Raw genomic sequence first — 23,873 nt, forward strand, 5'->3', positions numbered from 1 at the left:
ATTTCAGGGAGGGAATATAGTGCTTTTGAGGTGAGATGTTTGCTCTGTTTTGGAGCGGTTTATGGGAGGATTTCTCAGGTCCCCCCATAAAAGGGACTTATGGCCGGGCAACTCGCCCCGACACAAAGTGGCTCACATCATTGAACCCTGGCGTCGACGCATGCCCTGGCGTGACCAGCGAGTCGATGAATGCTTCGTCCTCCGCCGTGATCTTCACCTCCAGCGCGCCGGTGTAGGCATCCCACTGCGCCTCGGTGCGCGGCCCGACAATCGCCGAACTGACCGCCGAGTTGTTCAGGACCCAGGCAATCGCGAACTCGACAATCCCCACGCCACGGCCCTGGGTGTATTGCTGGATCTGCTGGGCGATGCGCAGGGATTCAACGCGCCATTCGGTTTCCAGGATGCGCTTGTCCTGGCGCCCGGCACGGCTGCCGGCTTCAGGCGTTACGTCCGGCGCATATTTGCCGCTGAGCACGCCACGGGCCAGCGGGCTGTAAGGCACCACGCCCAGGCCATACGCGGCGGCGGCGGTGATCTGCTCCACCTCGGCCTGGCGGTTGACGATGTTGTACAGCGGCTGGCTGATGATCGGTTTGTCCACCCCGAGGCGCTCGGCCACGCGGATCACTTCAGCGATCCGCCAGCCGCGGTAGTTGGACAAGCCCCAGTGGCGGATCTTGCCCTCGCGGATCAAGTCGCCAATCGCTGAAATCGTGACTTCCAGTGGCGTGTTGTGGTCTTCGCGGTGCAGGTAATAGATGTCCAGGTAATCGGTGTCGAGGCGCGTCAGGCTGGCTTCCAGCGCATTGAAAATCCGCTTGCGACTCAGGCCGCTGCGGTTCGGCAGGCCATCCGCCGGGCCGATGCCGACCTTCGAGGCCAGCACCCAATCCTGGCGCTGGCGGGCGATGGCTTCGCCGACGATTTCCTCGGAGCGCCCGCCGGTGTAGACGTCGGCGGTGTCGATAAAGTTGATGCCTTGATCCCAGGCCTTGTCGATGATGCGCAGCGAGTCCTCGGTGTTGGTCTGCTCGCCAAACATCATGCTGCCCAGGGTCAGTGCGCTGACCTTCAACCCGGACTGGCCCAGTGTGCGGTAAATCATCGTGAACACCTCAAAAGGGGGAGACAGGCCCTATCCAATACCAGAGAGCAAGGCTCTGGAACAAGCCCCGCGACGGTTATTGCGGTAATAGTTCGGCGCAGCGCAGTTGCAGGAAGCGGTGCAGTACCTTGACCCGCTCCGACACCTGCAACCGATGGGGACACATCAGATTGAACGGGGTCGGTTCGCCTTGCCAATCGGTGAGCAACGGCACCAGGCGCCCGGCCTTGATATCGCGCGCTACATCCAGCCGCGCTTTATAGGCGATGCCGTGCCCGGCCAATGCCCAGCGCCGCACGATCTCGCCGTCATCACTGAGGTAGTCGCCGCCGACCTCGACTTCCTGCAGCACCTCGCCCTGGCGAAAGTACCAGGTGTTGTTCGCCCGACCCTGGCGCATATAGCGCAGCGTGTTGTGTTGTGCCAGGTCCTGGGGGAGGCGTGGCGTACCGTGGCGCGCGAGGTAGTCGGGGCTGGCGCACGCCACCCGCGTGTGGTCGGGCACCACCGGCAACGCGACCAGGCTGGAGTCCCGTGGTACGCCGAAGCGCAGGGCGATGTCGACGGTTTCGCGGAACAGGTCGGCATTGCTGTCGTTGAGCAGCAACTGAAGGCGCACGTTCGGGTGTTCGAGCTTGAACTCATCCAGCCAGCCCAGCAGCACATTGCGCCCGAAATCCGAGGGCGCGGCCAATTGCAGTAATCCGCTGAGGCTCTGGCCTTGCTGCTTGACCGCCTGTTCGCCTTCCGACAGCGCCTCCAGGGCCACGCGCACACTGTCGAGGTAGCGCCGGCCTTCTTCGGTCAGGCGCATGCTGCGGGTGGAACGCGCCAGCAGCCGGATGCCCAGGCGGGTTTCCAGGCGCTTGAGGGCAATGCTCGCTGCGGCCGGGGTCAGGCTGAGGCTGCGGGCGGCTGCCGACAGGCTGCCGGTGTCGGCGGTGCGCACGAACACTTCAAGGTCGAGGATTGAGCTCATTTGTAAAAATCCTTTAAAGATCTTGTCGTTTTACCTGGATTTTTCAACGATTGCCAAGCTGGGAAGATGAAAGCTCATTTTCTCAGCCAGGTATTTCCCCATGACATCTCCCCTCAACGGCAAAACCATCATCGTCATTGGCGGCAGCAGCGGCATTGGTGCCGCGGTGGCCAAGCAGGCCGTGGCACGCGGTGCCCATGTGGTGCTGGCCGGGCGGCGCTTGTCTTCAACCGTGGAGAACGGGGTGCGCAGCGAGCAGGTGGACGTGACCGACGCAGCCTCATTACAGCGCTTGTTCGAAACCGTGGGGCAGTTTGACCATCTGGTCTACACCGCAGGGCCTGCGGTGCAGGCCAAGGCGTTGATCGAGACCGACCTGAACCTGGCGCAAGACAACTTCAACGTGAAGCTCTGGGGTTCGCTGCGGGCGATCCAGTCGGCGCTGCCATTTCTCGCCGAGCGCGGCAGCATCACCCTGACGTCGGGGCAGTTGGGGCGCAAAACGGTTGCGGGGCAATTCATCAAGACCGGCATCAATGCGGCGACCGAAGCGCTGGGCAAGCAACTGGCCAAGGAACTGGCGCCACGCCGGGTCAATGTGGTCAGCCCGGGCGTGATCGACACCGAGGCGTATGCCGGGTTGTCCGATGAGCAGCGACTGGCAATGTTTGCCAAGGCGGGCGGGGCGTTGCCGGTGGGGCGCGTGGGGCAGGCCGAAGAAGTGGCTGCCGGGTATGTGTTGGCGATGGAGAACGGGTTTATCACCGGTAGCGTGATTGATGTCGACGGCGGCGGATTACTCTAAAGGCAGCTGAATAAAAAAGGTCCCGCTTTCAGGCGGGACCTGCATTATCAGTAACAGGGCCGTGCTTAATAACGTGGCACCGGAACCGGTTGTGGCGGGTAGTAATAGCCTGGAGGCGGCGCCTGGTAATAGACCGGCGGCGGCTGTTGGATGTACACCGGCTGCGGCTGCACGTAAACCGGTTGCTGCTGCACATAGACCGGAGGCTGGGAGTTGGCGACCACCGAACCCACTACGAGACCGCCGACAACCGCACCCAGCAAAGCCGGGCCACCCCAGCCCCAACCACCGCCATGCCCGTACCCATAACCGTGACCCCAGCCATAGCCATATCCTCCACGGGCTTCTGCTTGCCCTGCGATGGCGAGGGTGGCAATGAGCAACATGGCTACTTTCATTTTTGAGAGTCGACTGATCATGATAAGTCCTCTACGTATGCACCGAACCGGTCTTGATAATATCCCCGGGCATATGCTTCAGACAGCGGTTTCGGACGGGATGATGGAGTACGAAAGTAAAGGCTGGGTAAAGGTTGTAGCCTATTTGTTACCTGGAATGGGCGTAGAGGTTAATACGGCTGTCAGGCAGTTGTTTGCCTATAAAAACACGCCTTTATATGAGCAGATAGATGACCGGCGCCGCCCTCGATATCGCGGCACCGGTCAGCGCTGATTCAAGCCTTGAGTGTGCGCGTCATGCGCAACGCCAACACACTGCCCGCGACGATCACCGCCGCCAGCAGGTACAGCGCCAGGTCCGTAGACCCGGTGGCATCTTTCACAAACCCGACGATATACGGGCTGAGGAACCCCGCCATCTGGCCCATGGAGTTGATCAACGCCAGACCACCCGCTGCCGCACCTGCGCTGAGCATCGCGGTTGGCACCGGCCAGAACATCGGCAGGCCGGTGAGGGCACCCATGGTGGCGATGGTCAGGCCGAGGATCGCAATGGCCGGCGTGGTTGCAAAGTTCACCGCAATCACCAGCCCGATCGCGCCCATCAGCATCGGCACCACCAGGTGCCAGCGACGCTCCTTGCGCAAGTCGGCAGAGCGGCCCACCAGCAGCATGAACACCGCCGCCAGCAGGTACGGGATCGCACTCAACCAGCCAATCACCAGGTTATCGCTGAAGCCCATGTTCTTGATGATCGATGGCAGCCAGAAGTTGATGGCGTACACACCGCTCTGGATGCAGAAGTAGATCAGGCCGAACGCCCAGATCGCCGGGTTCTTGAACACTTCCAGCAGCGAGTCGCTGGTGGTCTTCGGCTTGTTGGCCAGGTCGGTCGCCTGGTCGGCTTCCAGCACCGCGCGCTCATGGGACGTGAGCCACTTGGCGTTGGCAAAGCTGTCGCTGAGCAGGAAGTAGGCGAGGGCGCCGAGGATCACCGTCGGCACGCCTTGCAGCAGGAACATCCACTGCCAGCCCGCAAGCCCGCCCTGGCCGGCGGCGAAGTGGTTGAGGATCCAGCCGGAGAACGGGCTGCCGAGCAGGCCGGATACCGGAATCGCCGACATGAACAGCGCCATGATCCGCCCACGGCGGAAGGTCGGGAACCACTGCGAGAGGTACAGCACCACGCCCGGGAAGAACCCGGCTTCAGCGGCGCCGGTCAGCAGGCGCAAGCCGTAGAAGTGCGTCGGTGTGGTAACGAACAACAGGCAGGTGGACAGGGCGCCCCAGACGATCATCATCAGCGCAATCCAGCGCCGTGGACCGAATTTGGTCAGCGCCAGGTTGCTCGGCACGCCGCACAGCACGTAGCCGATAAAGAAGATCCCGGCACCGAGGCCGTACACGGTCTCGCTGAATTTCAGGTCGTCGAGCATCTGCAACTTGGCAAAGCCGACGTTGACGCGGTCGAGGTAGTTGAACAGGTAGCAGATGAAAATGAAGGGGATCAGGCGCAGGGTGATGCGCTTGTATACGGCGTTTTTATCGTCATCGGTGGCCTGGGTAACAGCGGCGCTCTGTGACATGGCAGTCTCTCTTTATTATGATTTTTCGCGATGCGAGGGTAACGTTGATCGCCCAACGAGTCTCGGCCACCTCAAGGGGTGCTGTCTTTGTGCTCGCGCACAGTGAAGCATGGTTTGCGCTGTGCCTATGAACAACCGGTTTTTTTCAGGAATTTAGCCCCATGTTCGAGCTGGATCATGACCTGGCGCAGGATATCGTCAATCGCACCATGGCGATCCTGCCCTATAACGTCAACGTCATGGACAGCCAGGGCCTGATCCTGGGCAGCGGCGAACCCGAGCGGATCAACACCCGCCACGAAGGCGCGCAGTTGGTGCTGGCCAACGGGCGGGTGGTGGAGATCGACGGCCAGACCGCCAAGCACCTCAAGGGCGTGCAACCCGGGATCAACCTGCCGCTGCTGCACGACCAGCGCCTGATCGGCGTGCTGGGCATTACCGGTGAGCCGGAATTGCTGCGCACCTATGCCGAACTGGTGCGCATGACCGCCGAAATGCTGGTCAGCCAGCGTCACCAGCAAGCCGAGCAGCAATGGCGGCGCCAGCGCTGCGATGATCTGCTGGCACTGCTGCTGGCCGAGACCGGTGATTCGCCGCGCCTGGTGGATGAAGCCCAGCAACTGGGCCTCAAGCCGCAGCTGGCGCGCACGCCGTACCTGTTCGAGCTGGGCAGCGGCCAGTCGGCCGAGGCCTTGAGCGCCTGGCTGACCTCGCGCTACCCCGACAGCTGGTGCGTCAGCTCCGCGCAGTTTTCCCTGCTGTGGTGCCGGCCGGCGTCGGTGCAAGTCGATAACCCGCGCCTGCTGGAAAAGCTCGACGGCCTGGGCTGGAACATCCTGCGGGTCGCCGTCGGCGGGCAAGCGGACGGGCTGGCCGGCCTGCGCCGTTGTTACCGGCGGGTCGGCGACCTGCTCGCCTATGGCCGTGATGTGCTGCCCGAATCGCGGTTGCTGACCCTCAATCGCTACCGCCTGCCGGTCATGCTCTGGCGCCACCGCAACGACGACGCCCTCGACGAACTGCTCAACCCGCTGCGCAAGGTACTGGCCAAGGACAGCAACGGCCAGTTGCTGGCGACCCTGCGCAGCTGGTGCGACCACGACGGCCAAAGCCAGGCCTGCGCCGATGCCCTGGGGATCCACCGCAACAGCCTGCGCTACCGCATGGAACGCATCGCCGAGCTGAGCGGCGTCGACGCGCTGACCCTCGACGGCATGCTCGCGTTGTACCTCGGCGTGCAGCTATTGCCGCAAGCTTTGTCCAAATGAACAACAAACCCCAGCCACTCTTGTGCAATGGACCGGCGTTATTGCCGGTGCCAACTGGCAGCATGGGCGTTATAAAAACCGGAGAAAGCCCATGAAAATCATCATCGCCCCCGACTCGTTCAAGGACAGCCTGAGTGCTGAAGGCGTGGCGAATGCCATTGCCGAGGGGTTGGCCAGCGTGTGGCCCGACGCCGAGCTGATCAAGTGCCCAATGGCGGACGGTGGTGAGGGCACGGTGGAATCGGTACTCGCCGCCTGCCAGGGCGAGCTGCGCACCAGCCGTGTGCAAGGGCCATTGGGCGGCAGTGTCGACGCGCATTGGGGCTGGTTGGCCGAGAGCCACACCGCAATCATCGAAATGGCCGAAGCCAGCGGCCTGCAACTCGTGCCACCGGGTCAGCGAAATGCGTGTTCCAGCAGCACCTTCGGCACTGGCGAACTGATCCGCGCCGCCCTGGATGCCGGCGCCCAGCGCATCATCCTGGCCATTGGCGGCAGCGCCACCAACGACGGCGGCGCCGGGGCGATGCTAGCCCTGGGTGTGCAGTTGTTTGATGCCGAGGGAGCAGCGCTGCCCCTTGGCGGCCTGGCGCTGGGCAAGCTGTCGCGCATCAGCCTTGAGCAACTGGACCCCCGCCTGAACGAAGTGCGCTTCGAAATCGCCGCCGACGTGAACAACCCTTTATGCGGTCCTCACGGGGCCTCGGCGATTTTTGGCCCGCAAAAGGGCGCCACTCCCCAGCAAGTCGAGCAACTGGATGCGGCCCTCGGCCATTTTGCCGATCACTGCGCCAGGGTATTGCCCAAAGACGTACGCGACGAACCCGGCAGCGGCGCCGCCGGTGGCTTGGGTTTCGCCGCCAAGGCGTTCCTTGGCGCGCAGTTTCGCGCGGGTGTTGAAGTGGTCGCAGAGCTTGTTGGGCTTGAGCAAGCCGTGCGTGGCGCCGACCTGGTGATCACCGGCGAAGGCAGGTTTGATGCCCAGACCCTGCGCGGCAAGACCCCGTTTGGCGTGGCGCGGATCGCCAGGCAGCACAACGTGCCGGTGATCGTGATCGCCGGCACCCTGGGGGATGGCTACGAGCAAATGTACGCCCACGGTGTGGATGCCGCGTTCGCCTTGCCGTCCGGCCCGACTACCCTGGAACAGGCCTGCAGCGACGCACCGCGCCTGTTGCGCGAGCGCGCCTCGGACATTGCCCGGGTTTGGCGTGTGGCCGCCCTGGCGGTCTAAGCCTCAAAGCCCTGCGCCAGTCGGTCGATCCACTGGCGCTGAAACCCCAGCAGTACGTCCTTGGGCTGCTGCAACTGGACAAACTCCAGCATCGGGTCTTCCACCGCCGTGCGCACGCCGGCCAACTCCTCCAGCGCCGCCAGCCCGCAAAACGGCACATAGGCTTCGCTGTAACCACCTTCATGCACCAGCACCAGGCGCCCTTGGCACAGGCGCTCGGCGGCTTGGCGTACTGTACGGGTCATCAGGCGGAACGACTCGCTGTGCAGCAGCATGCGCGCCAGCGGGTCCACGGCGTTGGCGTCATAGCCGCAGGCGACGATGATCAGTTCCGGCTCGAAGCGCTCCAGGGCCGGTACCACGATGCGCTCCATCGCGTGCAGATAGGCTTCGTGGCCGCTGCCTGGCGGCAACGGGATATTGATATTGGCGCCCAGGCCGGCGCCACGGCCACGGTCCTGTTCACCGCTGTAGCCCGGCGGATAGCAACCGTCCTGGTGCAGGGAGATCGTCAATACATCGCCACGTGTTTCGAAGATGGACTGGGTGCCGTTGCCATGGTGCACGTCCCAGTCGATCACGGCGACCTTGCCCAGCCCGCGGCGCGCCTTGGCGGCCTCGATGGCGATGGCGATATTAGCCAGGAAGCAAAAGCCCATGGCGCCGTCCGCCAGGCAGTGATGCCCCGGCGGCCGCGACAGTGAGTAGGCATTCTCGACCTGCCCGCTCAGCACTGCGTCCACTGCAGCGATGGCCAGCCCGGCGGAGAGTCGGGCGATCTCGTAACTGCCCGGACCGATCGGTGCCTGTGGGCCCAGTTCGCCACCGCCGGCATCGCTCAGGGCCTTGAAGCGTTGCAGGTAGTCGGCACCGTGTACCCGTCGCAAGTCCTCGTCAGTGGCCGGAACTGCGCTGTGCTGTTGCAGGTGACGGCTCAGCCCGGATACGTCCAGCAGGCTTTTCAAGCGCCGCTTGGTCTCCGGCGACTCGGCATGCCCGCTGCTGGCAGGCGGCTGCACCCAACCGCCCACCGGCAAGGTCAGTGCGTGGGCGCCGGCGCTGTGCCAGAGGCTTAGTTCATCAAAGAAAAACGCGGTGGTTCGGTTCATCAGAGTCTCCAGTTCAGCGGGTTAAAACAGCGTCAGGCGTGGCGCGGCTGCCGAGCATCAGCGCCAGGGACAACAGGGTGACGGCGGCGCCGCCCACCAGCAGCGAGGCAAACCCGCCGCTGGCTTCGATGAGCCGCCCGGCAATGGCCGGCCCGATGGCCAGGCCCGCACCGATCACCAGGTTGGAGGTGTTCATCAGCTTGCCGCTGCGGTCGAGGTCGGCGAGGCAGGCGAGAATCAGCGGCAGGATGAAGGTCCAGGTGAATTTGAACAGCAGCGCTGCCAGGGCAAAGCGCAGCAGTGTTGGCGTACCGCTCAGCAACAGCACCGCACCGGCCATCAGGGCGTAGCCCACCAGCAACAGCAGCAGGCGTGGCAAGCGCGTACCGATCAGCGAGGCACAGCCGGCGCCGACGATGCCCATCACGGTGGCCAGGGCCAGCACTTCACCGCTGTGTTGCGCGGAGATTGCGGCGCCACTGCTGATGGCGCCGATAAAGGTCCAGACACCGCCGAGGCTGACGTAGAAGGCCAGGATCCCGGCGATGCCCAGCGCAGCCTTCACCCGGGAGACAGGTATCGGCGCTGCATCGGTTTGCTCGCGCGGCGGGCTGCCGGACGGGAAACACCGGGCGAGTGGCAACAGCAGCGTCATCAGTCCCGCAAGAATCAGGTAGCAGGCGCCGAGGCCATAGCGCGCAAACAGTCCGGGCAGCACGCCAAGGCCGATCGCTCCGACCACCAGTTGCCCCATCACCCACAAGCCGTAGACCCGGCTTGGATTGGCAGTGGCAGCCGCGCTGGCCAGGCAGATGATCATCAACGAACCGCCCGCCAAGGCACTCATAAAACGCAAGGCAAGCAAGGTGGCGTAGGTGTCGGCGAGCATCGACAACAGGTTGGCGGCAATGAATGCCACGGCGGCGACCAGGGCTGCCAGGCGCCAGTCCACCCGTTTCAGCCACCAGAAGGCGGGCAGGGTGGCCAGGCTCATCGCCCCCAGCTCGGTGGAGAACAGGTCGCCGATGTGGGACGGGCTCAACTGCCATTGGCTGGCCAGTTGCGCGGCCACCGCCGGTGCGGTCATCAGGATGGTCGGGGTGATGGCGGCGAACAGAATGATCGCCGCCAGCAACGGCCATGACCGTGCTGAAAGGCCGGCGGTTGCAGCGTGGGTCTGAGTGTTCATGGGCAAGCTCCGGGAAAGTGATTCAGAACACATGGACCAGCCGCAACAGGGCGTCGGTGCCTGCGTAGCCGTTGGATGCCGCGACGTTTTGCGAAAGGCTGAACATCACTTGGTTCTGCCGGTCGAGCCAATGCCCTACCTCGAAACCCACCTGGGTGTAGCGCTTGTGGGTGTCGTCGATGCGCTGGTCGTTGATGCGCAGCTCGCCGCCATCGGCGTGGATCAAACGCAGGGCGCCGTAGGTGGCCGGGCTGAAGTCGTAGGAGGCGAAGGCTTGCAGGCGGTACAGCGGGTCTTGCTTGAGGTCGCTGCCGAAATAGTCGTCATTGGTGCCGTACAACTGGGCTTCGAGGTTGGCTTCCAGCACCCATTTCTCGCCAATGCCCTGGGTGTAGTTGTAAACGAAGGTCGCGCCCCAGCGATTGGCCCCGGGGGACACGTCGGGGTTTTTACTGTGGTACTCGCCCACCGGCACGGTGATCAGGCTCAACAGCCCGCTGTAGGTGCGTGAGGCCGGGTCGTTGATGAAAAACAGCGTGCCGCCCACCTGCGGGTCACCAAAGCCGCTCTCGCCGGTGTGCTGGCTGGCGCCGGGCAAGCGCGCATTGATGTCGGCGAACGGCAGGATAAATTGCGGGGTGCACAGCGTGCCGCAGACGTCAGTGAAAAACACCTGGCGGTACGCCACGGCGTTGACCTTCAAGTCGGCCTTGCCGGTGGTGTCGGCCGGGCCGTGGAAATCATCGTAGCGCGTCGCCGGCAAGTACAGCACGCCGAGGCTGGTACCGGACGGCGCGCCGAAAAAGTCCCGGGCGTTGAGGTCGGCGGCCTGGCTGTCGAGGCTCAGTAGGGTGCCGCCCAGCAGCATGGCCAGGTGACGCAAGGTGGAGTGATTCATCGCGAGGCATCTCTTATGGAATGTGATGGATGGCAGCGGAAAATGGGCAAAGGGCGCCCGAGGCCGTCAAAACGACAGCGCAAAAAAGCAACGAATTAAGGGGTGAGGTCAGTCGGGCGGGGCGTGCAGCAAGTGCGCGATGCGCGCCTTGTCCTTGACCCCGAGCTTGCTGTAGATGGCGCGGATGTGATGGCGCACGGTGTTCGGCGACAAGCCCAGGTCGCGGGCGACTTCCTTGTAGGTCTTGCCTTCGCCAAAGCCCTGGGCCACGTCGTTCTCTCTGGGACTGAGCTGGGGCAGGGCGCGGTTGAGGCGCGCGGCCAACAGAAACTGATCGCCCACGGCCGAGGCTTCGATATGGATGTGCTTGCCCTCATGCCCGCGCTGATTCAACGGCACCGGCAGGGCGGGGCCGCTCCATTGCGGCCACTCACTGAGCAGCAGGTCGACAAACCCGCGTTCGGCACACTGCAACACCCCGCGCTGGTCGCAGACCGCCAGGGCCAGGTTGCGCGGGCTGGTAAGGGTTTCGCGCATGGCCACCAGGGTGCGGATCTGGTTCGCCGAGACGGCCGCCACCAGGTGCAGCATCAGGTTGTTCAGCAGTTGGCAGTCGTCCTGGTTGAACCGTGGCGCTCCCGGTTTGCGGTACAGGCTCAAGTGGTCACTGAGGCGGGTTTGCGGGTCGACGTGGATCACACACAACAACTCGCCAATGTCATGGCGCTGACCCAACCAATTCTGGCCCGGGCCGTTGGCGGGGTCGAGCATGTCGACAATCACTGCCTGGCCGGGTGCTTCGTGCACCAGCCCGACCGTCACGTCCACATGGCGGATCGACTGCCAGTCGGCCAAGTACGTGTCTGGCAGGTGATGCAGGTAGCTGCTGTGTTCTTCCGGCAGGCCATCGATGATCGCGGCACGCCCCCACCATGCGCTGTCGAAGGGCAGCAGTTGACTGATGCGCGACAGGGCATGGCCATGAAACTGTTCGATGTCCTGATGCTGGGCCAGGCGTTGCAGATCAAGCGTCAGGGTGCTGAAAGCCTGTAACAGGCCGGGGGGATCAAGACGGCTCATGGGCGTTCCTCTGTGGGACTTTTTTATTGTTCTAGTCACAGGGTTTAAAGGCCGAAACGGGGCAGGGCCTGGGTGAAGTATCGGCGCTGCGGGGGCTGATCGCTATCCTACAGATGCATGATGTGCGGCAGGATTTGTACTCGCCAAAAAACCGCTTTGCCGCCTACACTGGTCGGCCACGTGTTTTTCAAAGGACGAAACACCATGCACACACCTGAACCCAAGATCGTTATCACGCGCTTCACCGAGGCCCACCTTGAAGGCGTCGCTGCGCTCTACAACGACCCGGCTGTCTGCCGTCAGGTGCTGCAAATGCCTTTCCAGTCAGTCGAGGCCTGGCGCAAACGCCTGGTGCAGGACAACGAGCGGCGGCTACAGCTGGTGGCGCTGCATGCCGGTGAAGTGATCGGCCAGCTGGGTTTGGAACAGTATTTGCGCGTGCGCCAAAGCCACGTCGGTTCATTCGGCATGGGCGTCGCCACCGCCTGGCAGGGCAAGGGCGTGGGCTCCCGGCTGCTGGGCGCGGCGCTGGAGGTGGCGGATAACTGGATGAACCTGCACCGGGTGGAACTCACGGTGTACGCCGACAACGAAGCCGCCCACCGGCTGTACCACAAGTTCGGCTTCGAGACCGAAGGCCTGCTGCGCGACTACGCCGTGCGTGACGGCGCATTCGTCGACACCCTGACCATGGCGCGCATCCGCAAGCCGGCCTAGTCGTCCTGCAACGCAAACGCCACCGCAGCCTGCGCATGCAGCTCGGTGGTGTCCAGCAAGGGCAGGTCGCTGTGCTGCGGCTTGATCAACAGGCTGATTTCCGTACAGCCGAGGATGATGGCCTGGGCGCCACGGGCGGCCAAAGACTCGATCACCCGCTGGTACACCTCGCGCGATGCGTCGCTGATCACCCCGACGCACAACTCTTCGTAAATGATCCGGTGCACGGCCTGGCGCTCTTCAGCGTCGGGCACCAGCACGGTCAGCCCCTGCGCCGCCAGGCGTGACTTGAGAAACTCCTGCTCCATGGTAAACGCGGTACCCAGCAGGCCAACGCTCAGGGTGCCAGCTTCCACGGCCGCCGCGCCGGCAGCGTCTGCAATATGCAGAAACGGTATCGACACCGCCGCTTCAATCTGCGGCGCTACCAGGTGCATGGTGTTGGTACACAGCACGATGCATTCGGCGCCACCGGCTTGCAGGCGGCGGGCGGCGTCTTCGAGGATCAGCGCCGCATCGTCCCAGCGCCCGGCGTGCTGGGCCTGCTCCACCGGGCCGAAGTCGACGCTGTACATCAACAGTTGTGCCGAGCGCAGCGGCCCGAGCTGGTCGCGCACGTTCTGGTTGATGATGCGGTAATACTCGGCGCTGGACTCCCAGCTCATGCCGCCGATAAGGCCGATGGTGCGCATGCGATGCTCCTGAATTGGACGGGCGAGGGCACCACATTACCCGCGCGCTGCGCTTTAGTCATACGCCGGTGTGCGGCATCTGCCATGATCAAGGCTCGCAACATGGGTCACCCAAGGAACACGGCAATGGACGATGTACAACAACTGGGCGAGATGCTGCGTCATTACGCCGACAGCGAAGCCCACAAGAAACAGCAGTTCGAAGTGCAGTCGGCCCATTGGGCGCAGAAGATCGGCGAGTTGTTCGGCCAGATCGAGCAGTGGCTTGCGCCTGTGAAGACGGTCGGTTTGCTGGAAGTGCAGCGCGAGGCGTACGTGGCTTCCGGTCCCAGCGTGCCGGTGGAGACCTCCACCTTCAAGACCGAGAAACTGACCATCCATATCGCCGGCAAACCGGTGGAGTTCGTGCCGGATGTGATGGGCGCCGGCGGTTTGATTTCGCTGTCGGTGATGGGCTTGACCGCCGCCCGCTACGGCAGCATTTCCCTGGTATTGCTGCCGGGGAAAAACGACTGGCTGTGGAAGAAAACCAACGGTTTGAAAGACCCGGATACGTTCGGCTTCGATGCCAACTTCCTGGCGTTGCAGTTGCAGAGCCTGATTCCCCGCGAACGCGGCTAGTCGCTCAATGTGGTGCTTGTGTGGGAGCGGGCTTGCTCGCGAAAGCGGTGTGTCAGTCGCTGTATATGTTGACTGAACCACCGCATTCGCGAGCAAGCCCGCTCCCACAATTAGATCTCTATATTGCCCCAGTCCTGCTTTGTTTCCTCAGGCGCCACCGCGTTGAACCGCTTGCCCGTGGCCAGCTCCACCCGCCGTGCCACCTCCGGGTCATCGGCGAACGGCATCAGGCTGGCCTCATCCAGGCTCTCCTTCGACTGGCCCCGCAGGCAATACTCCACCGCGCCATACAGACTGATCACCGCCGCCAGGTTCAGCGCTATCTCCCACATCAGGCGATCTGCGCGTCAAGCTGCGCCACCTTCAAATCCGCCACTCGCACCGTGCGCCAGGTGTTGTACGCCATCAGCAACATGCCGCTGAGGAAGAACACCCCGCCGACGAATCGCACCACAAATCCCGGATGGCTGGCCTGTAACGCTTCCACAAACGAGTAGGTGAGGGTGCCGTCATCGTTCACCGCCCGCCACATCAGGCCCTGGGTGATGCCGTTGACCCACATCGACGCGATGTACAGCACCGTGCCAATGGTCGCCAGCCAGAAGTGCATATTGATCAGCCCCACACTGTGCATCTGCGCGCGCCCGAAGATTTTCGGGATCATGTGGTACAGCGAGCCAAATGTGATCATCGCCACCCAGCCCAGGGCGCCGGCGTGGACGTGGCCGATGGTCCAGTCGGTGTAATGGGAGAGGGCGTTGACGGTTTTGATCGCCATCATCGGCCCTTCAAAGGTCGACATCCCGTAGAACGCAAGCGACAGCACCAGGAAGCGCAGGATCGGGTCGGTGCGCAATTTATGCCAGGCCCCGGAAAGCGTCATCATGCCGTTGATCATCCCGCCCCAGCTCGGCGCCAGCAGGATCAGCGACATCGCCATCCCCAGCGACTGCGCCCAGTCCGGCAGCGCGGTGTAGTGCAGGTGGTGCGGACCGGCCCAGATGTACAGGGTGATCAGCGCCCAGAAGTGCACGATGGACAGGCGATAGGAATACACCGGCCGCCCGACCTGCTTCGGCACGAAGTAGTACATCATCCCCAGGAAACCGGTGGTCAGGAAGAACCCCACGGCGTTGTGCCCGTACCACCACTGCACCATCGCGTCGGTGGCCCCGGAATACACCGGGTAGGACTTGAACCAGTCCACCGGGATCGACAGGTGATTGACGACGTGCAGCATCGCGATCACCACGATAAATGCACCGAAGAACCAGTTGCCGACGTAGATGTGCTGGGTCTTGCGCTGCACCACAGTGGTGAAAAACACGATCGCATAGGCCACCCACACCACGGTCATCCACACCGCGCCGCTGAACTCGATCTCGGCGTATTCCTTGGTGGTGGTGTAACCCAGTGGCAGGCTGACCAGCATGATCACGATCACCGACTGCCAGCCCCAAAAGGTAAAGGCAGCGAGCTTGTCCGAGTACAGCCGTACCTGGCAGGTGCGCTGTACTGCGTAGTAGCTGGCGGCGAATTGCGCGCTGCCGGCAAAGCCGAAAATCACCAGGCTGGTGTGCAGCGGGCGCAGGCGCCCGAAGGTGGTCCACGGCAGGTCGAGGTTCATCTCGGGCCACACCAGTTGCGAGGCGATCCACACGCCCATGGCCATGCCGACCACGCCCCAGACGATGGTTGCAATGACGAATTGACGCACGACCTTGTAGTTGTAGGCCTGTGCGGTTGATGGTGGTTGCATGCTTAGTCCTCCCACGGTTCCAAGTGGGCGGCACTGTAGGAAGTATGGGTAGAACAATACAGACTCAGACCCGGGTCATTAATACGGATCAGCCACTAACCTGCATTTTCCGCACGTTACCCCCGTCAATAAATCGTTTGTCCAACCCCCGCCCAATGACAAAACTGCAAGTCACTCGCAAAACAACAACGATTGGGCAAAAAACCATATGCAAATCGAGCGCAACTTTTACAACGGCCACTTCGCCGAACCTGTCAGCACCGCCCAAATCGCGGTCTACAACCCCGCGACCGAGGCCCAGGTAGGCCGGGTGTCCGCCGCCACTCCTGATGAAGCCATTGCGGCCGTCGATGCCGCCGCCAGCGCACAGAAAACCTGGGGCAAGCTCACCAGCATCCAGCGCGCCGAATACCTGCGGGCTTTCGCCGCCGCCCTCGAAACCTGTGCTGAAAGCATAGGCCGGGCGCTGGCCAGCGAATCCGGCAAAAGCCTCGACGACGCCAGCAACGAAGCGCGCTACGCCGCCCAGATCACCCGCTACCACGCCGAATGGGCACGCCGCATCGAAGGCGAAATCATCCCCAGCGACACCCCGGACGAAAACCTGTTCCTGCAACGCGAGCCGATTGGCGTCGTGGCTTGCCTGATTCCGTTCAACTACCCGGTCTATACCCTGCTGCGCAAAATCGCCCCGGCGCTGATTGCCGGCAACACCGTGGTGGTGCGCCCGAGCAACAACACGCCGTTGTCCGCCTTTGAAATCGCCCGCGCCGTCGAGCAGTCGGGCATGCCGGCCGGCGTGATCAACATCCTGACCATGGACCACGCCACCGCCGCCGCCCTGTGCACCCACAAGGCCGTGGGCCTGATCACCCTGACCGGCAGCGTCAACGCCGGGCGCATCGTGCTCGACTACTGCAAGGCCAACATCGCCAAGCCGTCCCTGGAGCTGGGCGGCAAGACCCCGGCGATCATCGAGGCCGACGCCGACCTGGAAAAAGCCGCCAGCGACATCATCGCTTCCAAGACCACCCACTGCGGCCAACTGTGCACGGCCGTCGAGCGGGTGTATGTGCAGGAAAGCGTCTATGACCGATTCCTGGCCCTGCTCAAGGCCAAGATCAGCGCCGTCAAATTCGGTGACCGTGCCACGGATGCGGGCCTGATGGGCCCACTGGTTAACGCCAGCTCCCGGCAGAATATTCACGCCATGGTCGAGCGCGCCATCGCCGACGGTGCTGTACTGGAAACAGGCGGCGTACTCCCCGACGGCCCGGGCCATTTCTACCCGCCGACGCTGCTCAGCGCCTGCCGCCAGGACATGGAAATCATCCAGGAAGAAATCTTCGGCCCGGTGCTGCCGGTGCTCAAGTACCGCGATATCGACGAAGCGCTGGCCATGGCCAACGATCACCAGTTCGGCCTGTCGTCGGTGCTCTATACCGAGAACTACCGCACGGCCATGAAAGTCGCCAACGCCATCGAGGCCGGCGAGTTGTACGTCAATCGCACCCCGGCCGACCCTTACCAGGGTTTCCACGCCGGCTGGAAACGCTCAGGGCTGGGCGGCGATGACGGCAAGCACGGGATGCTTGAATTCACCCAGACCCGTTTGGTGGTCATGAAGTACTGATTCACCGATCACCGGCTTCACCTCAATAAAAACAATTATCGGGGCACCTGCACAGTGGGTGCCCGAGGTCTACAAGATGTCCAAGCCTGCACCCGTTGCCCCGGGTTTCGATGCCGTGTCCGCGGCTAAAAGCGACAAAGCCAGTCGCTACTTCCAATTGATGTTGCTGGTATTGGCTGCCGGGGCGATCTACCCGATCCTCTACCTGCGCCAGGTCTACCAGACCACCATGCTCGAGGTGTTCCAGATCAACCACAGCCAGCTGGGTTATCTGTACTCGATGCTCGGTACGATCTTCCTGCTCAGCTACCTGCCGAGCGGCTGGTTGGCCGATCGCCTGCCGCCACGCTTCCTGATCTTCTTTTCGTTGGTGGCCACCGGGGCCCTGGGTATCTGGTACTCCACCGTGCCGTCGATGACCGGCCTGATGATCATCTTCGGCTGCTGGGGCCTGACCACCGGCCTGACCTTCTGGGCTTCGGTGCTCAAGCGGGTGAAGATGATCGCCCATCACAGTGAGCAGGGCCGTTTCTTCGGCATCCTCGACGGCGGCCGTGGCCTGGTGGAAGCCTTGCTGGCGACCGTGGCCCTGGGGCTGTTCGCCTACGCCACCGAGACCCGCAGCCAAACTGCGGCCGAAGGCTTCAAGCACGTGGTGTACCTGTATTCGTTCGTGTGTATCGCCATTGGTTGTGTGCTGGTGCTGCTCAAGGACCCCAAGTCCATGGCCGAAACTGCGGCGGTCGAGAAGGGCAAGTTCAACCTGATCGCCGACCTCACCACCCTGGTGAAAATCCCCGAGCTGTGGCTGGTGACCGCCATCGTGTTCTGCGGTTACCACATGTTCTGGGCCACCTACAGCTTCTCCGATTACCTGCAAGGCAGCGGCATGACCGCCGTGATGGCCGGCACCATCACCACCATCAAGTTGTGGATGCGACCCATCGGCGGGATCGGCGGCGGCTGGCTGGGGGACAAGTTTTCGAACATCTCGGTGCTGATCGTCGCGCTGCTGCTGGTAACCCTGGCGATGGTCGGCCTGATCGTGTTCCCGGCCATTGGCAGCCTCGGCTTGCTGATCGGCACGGTGATCTTTATCGGCCTGATGACCTACGCGATTCGCGGCCTGTATTGGGCGATCCTCGACAGCTGCGACATCCCGCTGCGCATCACCGGCCTGGCCATCGGCATCGTCTCGGTGGTGGGTTACCTGCCGGACACCTTTATCCCGCTGATCAATGGCTACCTCACCGACACATACCCGGGGCAGGTCGGCTACAACCTGTACTTCGGCTACATCGCCTTCATCGGCGTGCTCGGGACCCTCGCGGCCCTGACCTTGCGCGCCCGGATCAATCGTAAAAAATTCAACCAGACAGGTGCCTGAGATGAAAATCGTCGCCCTTGAAACCCATATTGTCGCCGTACCGCCGCCGCACATCGGCGGCATGTATTGGCTGTTCGTCAAACTGAAAACCGACTGCGGCATCGAAGGCGTGGGCGAGATCTACGCCGCCACCTTCGGCCCCAAGGCCATGCTGCCGATCATCGAGGACGTGTTCGAGCGCTACCTGCTCAACCACGACCCGCACCACATCGAGCGCTTCTTCCGCCAGGCGTACTCCAGCGGTTTCACCCAGCGCCCCGACCTGACCATGATGGGGGTGGTCAGCGGCCTGGAAATGGCCTGCTGGGACATCATCGGCAAGGCCGCCAACAAGCCGGTCTATGAGTTGCTGGGGGGCAAGGTCAACGAGCGCCTGCGTTCCTACACCTACCTGTACCCGGTCAACAGCAAGGGCGAGTACGACTATGACGACCCGGACCTGGCCGCCGAATGCGCGATCGAGAACATGAACAAGGGCTTCACCGCCGTGAAGTTCGACCCGGCAGGCCCGTACACCGCGTACTCCGGCCACCAGATCTCCCTGGAAGTGCTGGAACGCTGCGAAACCTTCTGCCGCAAGATTCGCGAGGCGGTGGGCGACAAGTGCGACCTGCTGTTCGGCACCCACGGGCAGATGGTGCCGTCGTCGGCGATTCGCCTGGCCAAGCGCCTGGAGAAATACGACCCGCTGTGGTTCGAAGAACCGGTGCCACCAGGCCAGGAAGAGGCCATGGCCCAGGTCGCGGCGAAGACCAGCATTCCCATCGCCACCGGCGAGCGCCTGACCACCAAGTACGAGTTCTTCAAGCTCTTGCAGGCCGGTGGTGCATCGATCCTGCAAATGAACGTGGCCCGCTGCGGTGGCCTGCTGGAAGCCAAGAAAATCGCGAGCATGGCCGAGGCCTACTACGCGCAGATCGCCCCGCACCTGTACAACGGACCGATCGGCGCAGCGGCGAGTTTCCAGTTGGCCACGTGCACGCCGAACTTCCTGATCCAGGAAAGCATCATGACCTGGGGCGGCTTCCATGCCGAAGTGCTGACCAAGCCGCTGCAATGGGAGGATGGCTACATCATCCCGTCCACCGAGCCGGGCCTTGGGGTGGAGCTGAACATGGACGTGGTGCGCAAGCACACGCCGTACACCGGCGAGCGGCTGCACCTGCAAATGGCGCCCACGCCTGCTGACGTGAAAGACACTTCGCCCGCCAAGGGCTAAAAAAAACGACTTATGCGGTAACCGTGAATGACATACGACTACATCATCGCCGGCGCCGGCGCCGCAGGTTGCGTCCTGGCCAACCGACTCTCCGCCTCGGGCGAGCATTCGGTATTGCTGCTGGAAGCCGGCGGCAAGGACAGCTCCTGGTGGTTCAAGATCCCGGTCGGTTTCGCCAAGATGTACTACAACCCGACCTTCAACTGGATGTACTACAGCCAGCCGCAAAAACAGCTGGCCGACCGTGCCATCTATGCCCCGCGGGGCAAGGTGCAGGGCGGTTCCGGCTCGATCAACGCCATGATCTACGTGCGCGGCCAGGCCCATGATTTCGATGACTGGGCGGCTAATGGCAACGACGGCTGGGGCTTCAAGGACGTGCTGCCGTACTTCCGCAAGCTGGAAAATCACCCCCTGGGCGACACCGAATACCACGGCAGCAGCGGCCCCATCAGCATCACCCCGATGAAGGGCCAGACCCATGCCATCTGCGATGTATTTCTCAAGGGCTGCGAGCAATTGGGCTATGGCCTGAGCGATGACTTCAACGGGCCGAACTTCGAAGGTGCGGGTCTCTACGACGTCAACACCCGCAACGGTGAGCGCTGCTCCAGCAGCTTTGCGCACCTGCACCCGGCGTTGGGTAGGCCGAACCTGACCGTGGAGTTGCATGCGCTGGTAGACCGCGTGCTGTTCGACGATCAGCAGCGCGCCACCGGCATCAGCGTGACCCAGCACGGCGTGGTTCGCACCTTCAGCGCGCGCAAGGAGGTGATCCTGTGCGCCGGGGCGGTGGATACGCCGAAGATCCTGCAACTGTCGGGTGTGGCGGACAAGCAATTGCTCGCCGAACACAACATCCCGCTGGTCAAGGACCTGCCTGCAGTGGGGCAGAACCTGCAGGACCACCTCTGCGCCAGTTATTACTACAAGGCCAATATCCCGACCCTGAACGACCAGCTCAGTTCGCTGTTTGGCCAGTTCAAACTCGGCCTCAAATACCTGCTGACCCGCAAGGGCGCGCTGGCCATGAGCGTCAACCAGGCCGGCGGGTTCTTTCGCGGCAACGAAGGGCAGGCGCACCCCAATCTGCAGCTGTACTTCAACCCGCTGTCGTACCAGATCCCGAAAAACAACAAGGCCAGCCTCAAGCCCGAGCCGTATTCAGGCTTCCTGCTGTGCTTCAACCCGTGCCGGCCTACCAGCCGCGGGACGATCCGCATCGCCTCGAAAAACCCACGGGACGCGGCCTTGATCGACCCCAACTACCTGAGCACCCAAAAGGACATCGACGAGGTGATCCAGGGCAGCCGGCTGATGCGCAAGATCATGCAGGCGCCGGCGCTCAAGGGCGTTACTGTGGCCGAGGTATTGCCGGGGCCGGCGGTGCAAACCGATGAGCAGATGCTGCAGTACTTCCGCGAGAACAGCGGCTCGATCTATCACCTGTGTGGCTCTTGCGCCATGGGCTCGGACCCGCTGGTGTCGGTGGTGGACAAGCGCCTGAAGGTGCACGGGATGCAAGGGCTGCGGATTGTCGATGCGTCGATTTTCCCCAACGTGACCTCGGGCAATACCCATGCGGCGGTGTTGATGGTGGCGGAGAAGGGTGCGGATCTGATCCTGCAGGATGCCTGAGTGCACCACCGATAAAATGTGGGAGCGGGCTTGCTCGCGAAGGCGGTGTGTCAGGCGCTGGATATGTCGACTGAACCACCGCCTTCGCGAGCAAGCCCGCTCCCACAGGGGGATTTAATTCGGTAGAGAGACCGTGTTTTGCCACTGGGCAACCGTTTCGGCACTGATGCTTACCCCACCACACACAATCACCACCACATCCTCAATCCCGGCAATCGCCCCATGCTCCAGATACGCCACGGCCAACGAAACCCCACATGCCGGTTCCACCAACTGGCGTAAATCATCGGCGTACCGCGCCACGCCCATCATCGCGTCGGCATCACTCAACACCACGCATTGATGGGCAAACCTGCCGATATGCTGCACCGGCCACGCCGCCACCTGGGTCGCGGCCAACGACTTGGCCACGGTATCGATCTTCGCCAGCCGCACGGACTTTCCAGCCTCTACGGCAGCAGCAAACGAAGCCGCGCCCGCCGTTTCACACGCAATCACCTTGCAGCCGAACCGCCCATGACGCTCCAGGCCCGTCAGAACGCCCGCGAGCAGTCCACCGCCGCCCACCGAGGTCACGATGGCGCCCACCTGAGGGCAGTCCTCAAGAATCTCATCGATCATGCTGCTGTGGCCTTCCCACAACAGCGGGTGATCAAAGGCCGGCACATACAGTGCCTCGGGTGCTTTGGAGAGTTGCAGCGCCAGCTCATTGGATTGATCCCACAGATCACCGTGTACCACCACCTCGGCCCCGGCCTGGCGGATGCGTGCGCAGGTGGCTTCGGGGGTGGTGGTCGGCACCACGATCCGCGCCTGCAACCCCAGGCCGCGCGCCGCGAAGGCCGTGGCCAGCCCGGCATTGCCGCCGGAGGGGCATACCACCGTGGTCTTGCCCTGGCTCGCCGCGTAGGCGCACAGCGTGGTCATGCCGCGCAACTTGAACGAGCCACAGGGTTGCAGGTTCTCGAGCTTCAGCCAGACCCGCCGGGTAGCGGTAGACAAGCCGGGGTGCAGGATCAACGGGGTGCGAATCGGCAGCATTTCACAAGTTCCTTTTGGGTGAGGCTGCCATCCTACCTCAGCTCGTGGCTGCCACCAGGGGGGCGGCCGGTGTCCTGCGGCGCGTCACATGGCTGATGCCCATGATGATCAACGGCGTGAACAGGGCGATGTAGGCGTTGTCGATGCCCCACGGATTACCGGCGAGGAACCAGCCCACGGTCGCGAGCAACGAGGCAATGATGCTCAGGAATGCCCCGGCCGCCGTGCCGAATTTCGGCGCGTAGAACACCATCAACACCAGCACGGCCAGGGAGGCGCGCAACGCCTTGCCGAGGAAGGCGATCATCAGCACCTTGTCCGAGGTCAGTGCCAGGGCAATCGGCAACAGGCCGACAGCGATGGTCGCCAGGCGCACGAAGCGCAGGGACTTGGCGTCGCTTTTTTCCGGGTTGAACCATGGCTCGTAGAAGTCCCGCAGCAACAACGTCGCCGAGCCCATGCTCACCGCCGAAATGGTGCCGAACAGCGAGCCGGCAAGGCCTGCCACCACCAGCCCGGCCGTCAGTTGGTCCATGCTGGCGATCAGGGTGGGGAAGGCTTGCAGGGAGTCGACATGGGGGAACAGCACCGCGCTGCACATACCGATCAGTGCTGCGCCGATGCCGAACGGCACCATCAGCACCGCCACGTAGAAGCAGGCGCGCTGGGCCTTGCCTGCGTGGCTGACGGTGTTCACCGCCTGGATTACGTATTGGGTGGAGAAGATCGAACCGATCCCGGCGATCATCCAGGCGATGATCTGGCCCCAACCCACGGCGGTCCAGTCAAACATGCTGGCAGGCAATTGCGCTTGCAGCTGGCCGATGCCGCCCACCTGCTTCAAGCCGAACCACAAGGCCAGGCCGACGCCCAGGTATTTCAGGGCGGCGTGGACGAAGTTGGTGTAGATCACTGAGCGCATGCCGCCGATGCTGACGTATGCCACCGAGACTACGCCGACGATCACGATCGCCAGGGTTCGGTCTACTTGCATCACGCTGGCCAATACGGCGCCGCCGCTGGCGTAGATCGAGACGGCGACGATCTCCAGGGCAAAGATGGTGATGATCGACGTGGCGAAGCGGGTGCGTTGGCCGTAGTTGCGCGCGAGTACGCCGGAGATGGTGTTGTCGCCCAGGTCCTTGTATTTGCGCGCCAGTAGCCAGGCGAAGAGTACGAAGCCCAGGGCCAGGGCGAACAGGTTCCATGCGGCGGAGATGCCGACCTTGAAGCCGGTTTGGGCGGTGCCGATGCTGACTGCGGTGCCGATAAATTCCGAGAGCATCAGGAAGCCGATCAGGAACGCCGGGAAGTGGCCGCCGCCGGTGGTGTAGTTGTTGGCGCTGCGGGAGTGGCGGCGCACGCCGTAGCTGATCAGTGCCAGGCTGAGCATGTACAGGCCGGTGATGGACAGTACGATCCATGAGGAGTGGGTGGGCATTTTTTATACTCTTTAGGTATTTTTGTAATTGTGGGTAGTTTCCTCTGCTGGTTTTGCTTTCGTCTAATATC

General features: G+C 62.9%; 23 protein-coding genes. 10 read left to right on the plus strand and 13 right to left on the minus strand.

Translation table 11 applies throughout. The features are described from left to right. Positions 1-97: 97 nt before the first annotated feature. Entirely contained in the window at positions 98-1,108 is a 1,011-nt protein-coding gene (locus ACIOMR_RS01665; RefSeq protein ID WP_008432538.1) for an aldo/keto reductase, read from the minus strand. Positions 1,109-1,184: 76 nt separating this feature from the next. Then, complete coding sequence (locus ACIOMR_RS01670; RefSeq protein ID WP_177008521.1) at positions 1,185-2,087, minus strand: LysR family transcriptional regulator; 903 nt, start codon at positions 2,085-2,087, stop codon at positions 1,185-1,187. A 100-nt stretch (positions 2,088-2,187) separates the two neighbouring features. Between ACIOMR_RS01670 and ACIOMR_RS01675 the strand changes: the two genes are divergently transcribed. Then, complete coding sequence (locus ACIOMR_RS01675) at positions 2,188-2,892, plus strand: SDR family oxidoreductase (protein ID WP_087693891.1); 705 nt, start codon at positions 2,188-2,190, stop codon at positions 2,890-2,892. 65 nt (positions 2,893-2,957) lie between these two features. On the opposite strand, the gene ACIOMR_RS01680 is transcribed toward ACIOMR_RS01675, so the two are convergent. Next, a complete protein-coding gene (locus ACIOMR_RS01680) occupies positions 2,958-3,311 on the minus strand; it encodes a hypothetical protein (RefSeq protein ID WP_023658819.1) in 354 nt (117 codons plus the stop codon). Between ACIOMR_RS01680 and ACIOMR_RS01685 the strand changes: the two genes are divergently transcribed. Next, positions 3,277-3,564, plus strand: coding sequence for a hypothetical protein (locus tag ACIOMR_RS01685; RefSeq protein ID WP_087693889.1), 288 nt, complete (start codon positions 3,277-3,279; stop codon positions 3,562-3,564). The two genes, ACIOMR_RS01680 and ACIOMR_RS01685, sit on opposite strands and share 35 nt — an antisense overlap. A 1-nt stretch (position 3,565) precedes the next feature. Here ACIOMR_RS01685 and ACIOMR_RS01690 read toward each other — a convergent pair whose 3' ends face one another. Continuing rightward, positions 3,566-4,876: an MFS transporter gene (locus tag ACIOMR_RS01690; protein WP_177123023.1), complete on the minus strand. Its 1,311-nt coding sequence runs from the start codon at positions 4,874-4,876 to the stop codon at positions 3,566-3,568. A 161-nt stretch (positions 4,877-5,037) separates the two neighbouring features. Here ACIOMR_RS01690 and ACIOMR_RS01695 point away from each other — a divergent pair, with 161 nt between their 5' ends. Together ACIOMR_RS01695 and ACIOMR_RS01700 are read left to right on the plus strand one after the other, a co-directional pair. Further along, entirely contained in the window at positions 5,038-6,144 is a 1,107-nt protein-coding gene (locus ACIOMR_RS01695) for a sugar diacid recognition domain-containing protein (RefSeq protein WP_087693888.1), read from the plus strand. 91 nt (positions 6,145-6,235) lie between these two features. After that, entirely contained in the window at positions 6,236-7,378 is a 1,143-nt protein-coding gene (locus ACIOMR_RS01700; protein WP_087693887.1) for a glycerate kinase, read from the plus strand. On the opposite strand, the gene ACIOMR_RS01705 is transcribed toward ACIOMR_RS01700, so the two are convergent. The 4 genes from ACIOMR_RS01705 to ACIOMR_RS01720 all read right to left on the minus strand — a co-directional run bounded on the left by ACIOMR_RS01705 (position 7,375) and on the right by ACIOMR_RS01720 (position 11,654). Next, positions 7,375-8,487, minus strand: coding sequence for a class II histone deacetylase (locus tag ACIOMR_RS01705; RefSeq protein ID WP_087693886.1), 1,113 nt, complete (start codon positions 8,485-8,487; stop codon positions 7,375-7,377). The genes ACIOMR_RS01700 and ACIOMR_RS01705 overlap by 4 nt on opposite strands. Positions 8,488-8,500: 13 nt before the next feature. Next, positions 8,501-9,676, minus strand: a complete 1,176-nt coding sequence (locus ACIOMR_RS01710) for an MFS transporter (RefSeq protein ID WP_087693885.1) — start codon at positions 9,674-9,676, stop codon at positions 8,501-8,503. 22 nt (positions 9,677-9,698) lie between these two features. Next, entirely contained in the window at positions 9,699-10,544 is an 846-nt protein-coding gene (locus tag ACIOMR_RS01715) for a transporter (protein ID WP_371317077.1), read from the minus strand. 138 nt (positions 10,545-10,682) lie between these two features. Next, positions 10,683-11,654, minus strand: a complete 972-nt coding sequence (locus tag ACIOMR_RS01720) for a helix-turn-helix transcriptional regulator (RefSeq protein ID WP_087693883.1) — start codon at positions 11,652-11,654, stop codon at positions 10,683-10,685. Between the two features lie 204 nt (positions 11,655-11,858). Between ACIOMR_RS01720 and ACIOMR_RS01725 the strand changes: the two genes are divergently transcribed. Continuing rightward, entirely contained in the window at positions 11,859-12,371 is a 513-nt protein-coding gene (locus ACIOMR_RS01725; protein ID WP_003212556.1) for a GNAT family N-acetyltransferase, read from the plus strand. On the opposite strand, the gene ACIOMR_RS01730 is transcribed toward ACIOMR_RS01725, so the two are convergent. Next, on the minus strand, positions 12,368-13,063 hold the full coding sequence (locus tag ACIOMR_RS01730; protein ID WP_008432548.1) for an aspartate/glutamate racemase family protein: 696 nt from the start codon (positions 13,061-13,063) through the stop codon (positions 12,368-12,370). The two genes, ACIOMR_RS01725 and ACIOMR_RS01730, sit on opposite strands and share 4 nt — an antisense overlap. A gap of 126 nt (positions 13,064-13,189) precedes the next feature. Between ACIOMR_RS01730 and ACIOMR_RS01735 the strand changes: the two genes are divergently transcribed. After that, positions 13,190-13,684, plus strand: coding sequence for a hypothetical protein (locus ACIOMR_RS01735; RefSeq protein ID WP_003212554.1), 495 nt, complete (start codon positions 13,190-13,192; stop codon positions 13,682-13,684). 110 nt (positions 13,685-13,794) lie between these two features. Here the strand turns inward: ACIOMR_RS01735 and ACIOMR_RS01740 are convergent, their stop codons facing one another. Next, positions 13,795-14,016: a cbb3-type cytochrome c oxidase subunit 3 gene (locus ACIOMR_RS01740; RefSeq protein WP_401191843.1), complete on the minus strand. Its 222-nt coding sequence runs from the start codon at positions 14,014-14,016 to the stop codon at positions 13,795-13,797. Further along, entirely contained in the window at positions 14,016-15,443 is a 1,428-nt protein-coding gene (ccoN, locus tag ACIOMR_RS01745) for a cytochrome-c oxidase, cbb3-type subunit I (protein WP_008432550.1), read from the minus strand. Before ccoN ends, ACIOMR_RS01740 begins: the two co-directional genes overlap by 1 nt. 208 nt (positions 15,444-15,651) lie before the next feature. Between ccoN and aldA the strand changes: the two genes are divergently transcribed. The 4 genes from aldA to ACIOMR_RS01765 all read left to right on the plus strand — a co-directional run bounded on the left by aldA (position 15,652) and on the right by ACIOMR_RS01765 (position 21,320). Further along, the gene (gene aldA, locus ACIOMR_RS01750) at positions 15,652-17,076 is read left to right on the plus strand and encodes an aldehyde dehydrogenase (RefSeq protein ID WP_401191847.1); all 1,425 of its coding nucleotides are present in this window, start codon (positions 15,652-15,654) and stop codon (positions 17,074-17,076) included. A gap of 76 nt (positions 17,077-17,152) precedes the next feature. Then, positions 17,153-18,463: a nitrate/nitrite transporter gene (locus ACIOMR_RS01755; RefSeq protein ID WP_401191850.1), complete on the plus strand. Its 1,311-nt coding sequence runs from the start codon at positions 17,153-17,155 to the stop codon at positions 18,461-18,463. Position 18,464: 1 nt separating this feature from the next. Next, positions 18,465-19,682, plus strand: a complete 1,218-nt coding sequence (locus ACIOMR_RS01760; protein ID WP_008432553.1) for a mandelate racemase/muconate lactonizing enzyme family protein — start codon at positions 18,465-18,467, stop codon at positions 19,680-19,682. A gap of 27 nt (positions 19,683-19,709) precedes the next feature. Beyond that, positions 19,710-21,320, plus strand: a complete 1,611-nt coding sequence (locus ACIOMR_RS01765; RefSeq protein ID WP_177039956.1) for a GMC family oxidoreductase — start codon at positions 19,710-19,712, stop codon at positions 21,318-21,320. Positions 21,321-21,434: 114 nt separating this feature from the next. Here the strand turns inward: ACIOMR_RS01765 and ACIOMR_RS01770 are convergent, their stop codons facing one another. Continuing rightward, a complete protein-coding gene (locus ACIOMR_RS01770) occupies positions 21,435-22,361 on the minus strand; it encodes a pyridoxal-phosphate dependent enzyme (protein ID WP_401191854.1) in 927 nt (308 codons plus the stop codon). A 37-nt stretch (positions 22,362-22,398) separates the two neighbouring features. Then, a complete protein-coding gene (locus ACIOMR_RS01775) occupies positions 22,399-23,802 on the minus strand; it encodes a sodium:solute symporter family protein (RefSeq protein WP_134326584.1) in 1,404 nt (467 codons plus the stop codon). Between the last annotated feature and the right edge of the window lie 71 nt (positions 23,803-23,873).

Source organism: Pseudomonas sp. NPDC087814 (assembly GCF_044742865.1).
GTDB lineage: Bacteria > Pseudomonadota > Gammaproteobacteria > Pseudomonadales > Pseudomonadaceae > Aquipseudomonas.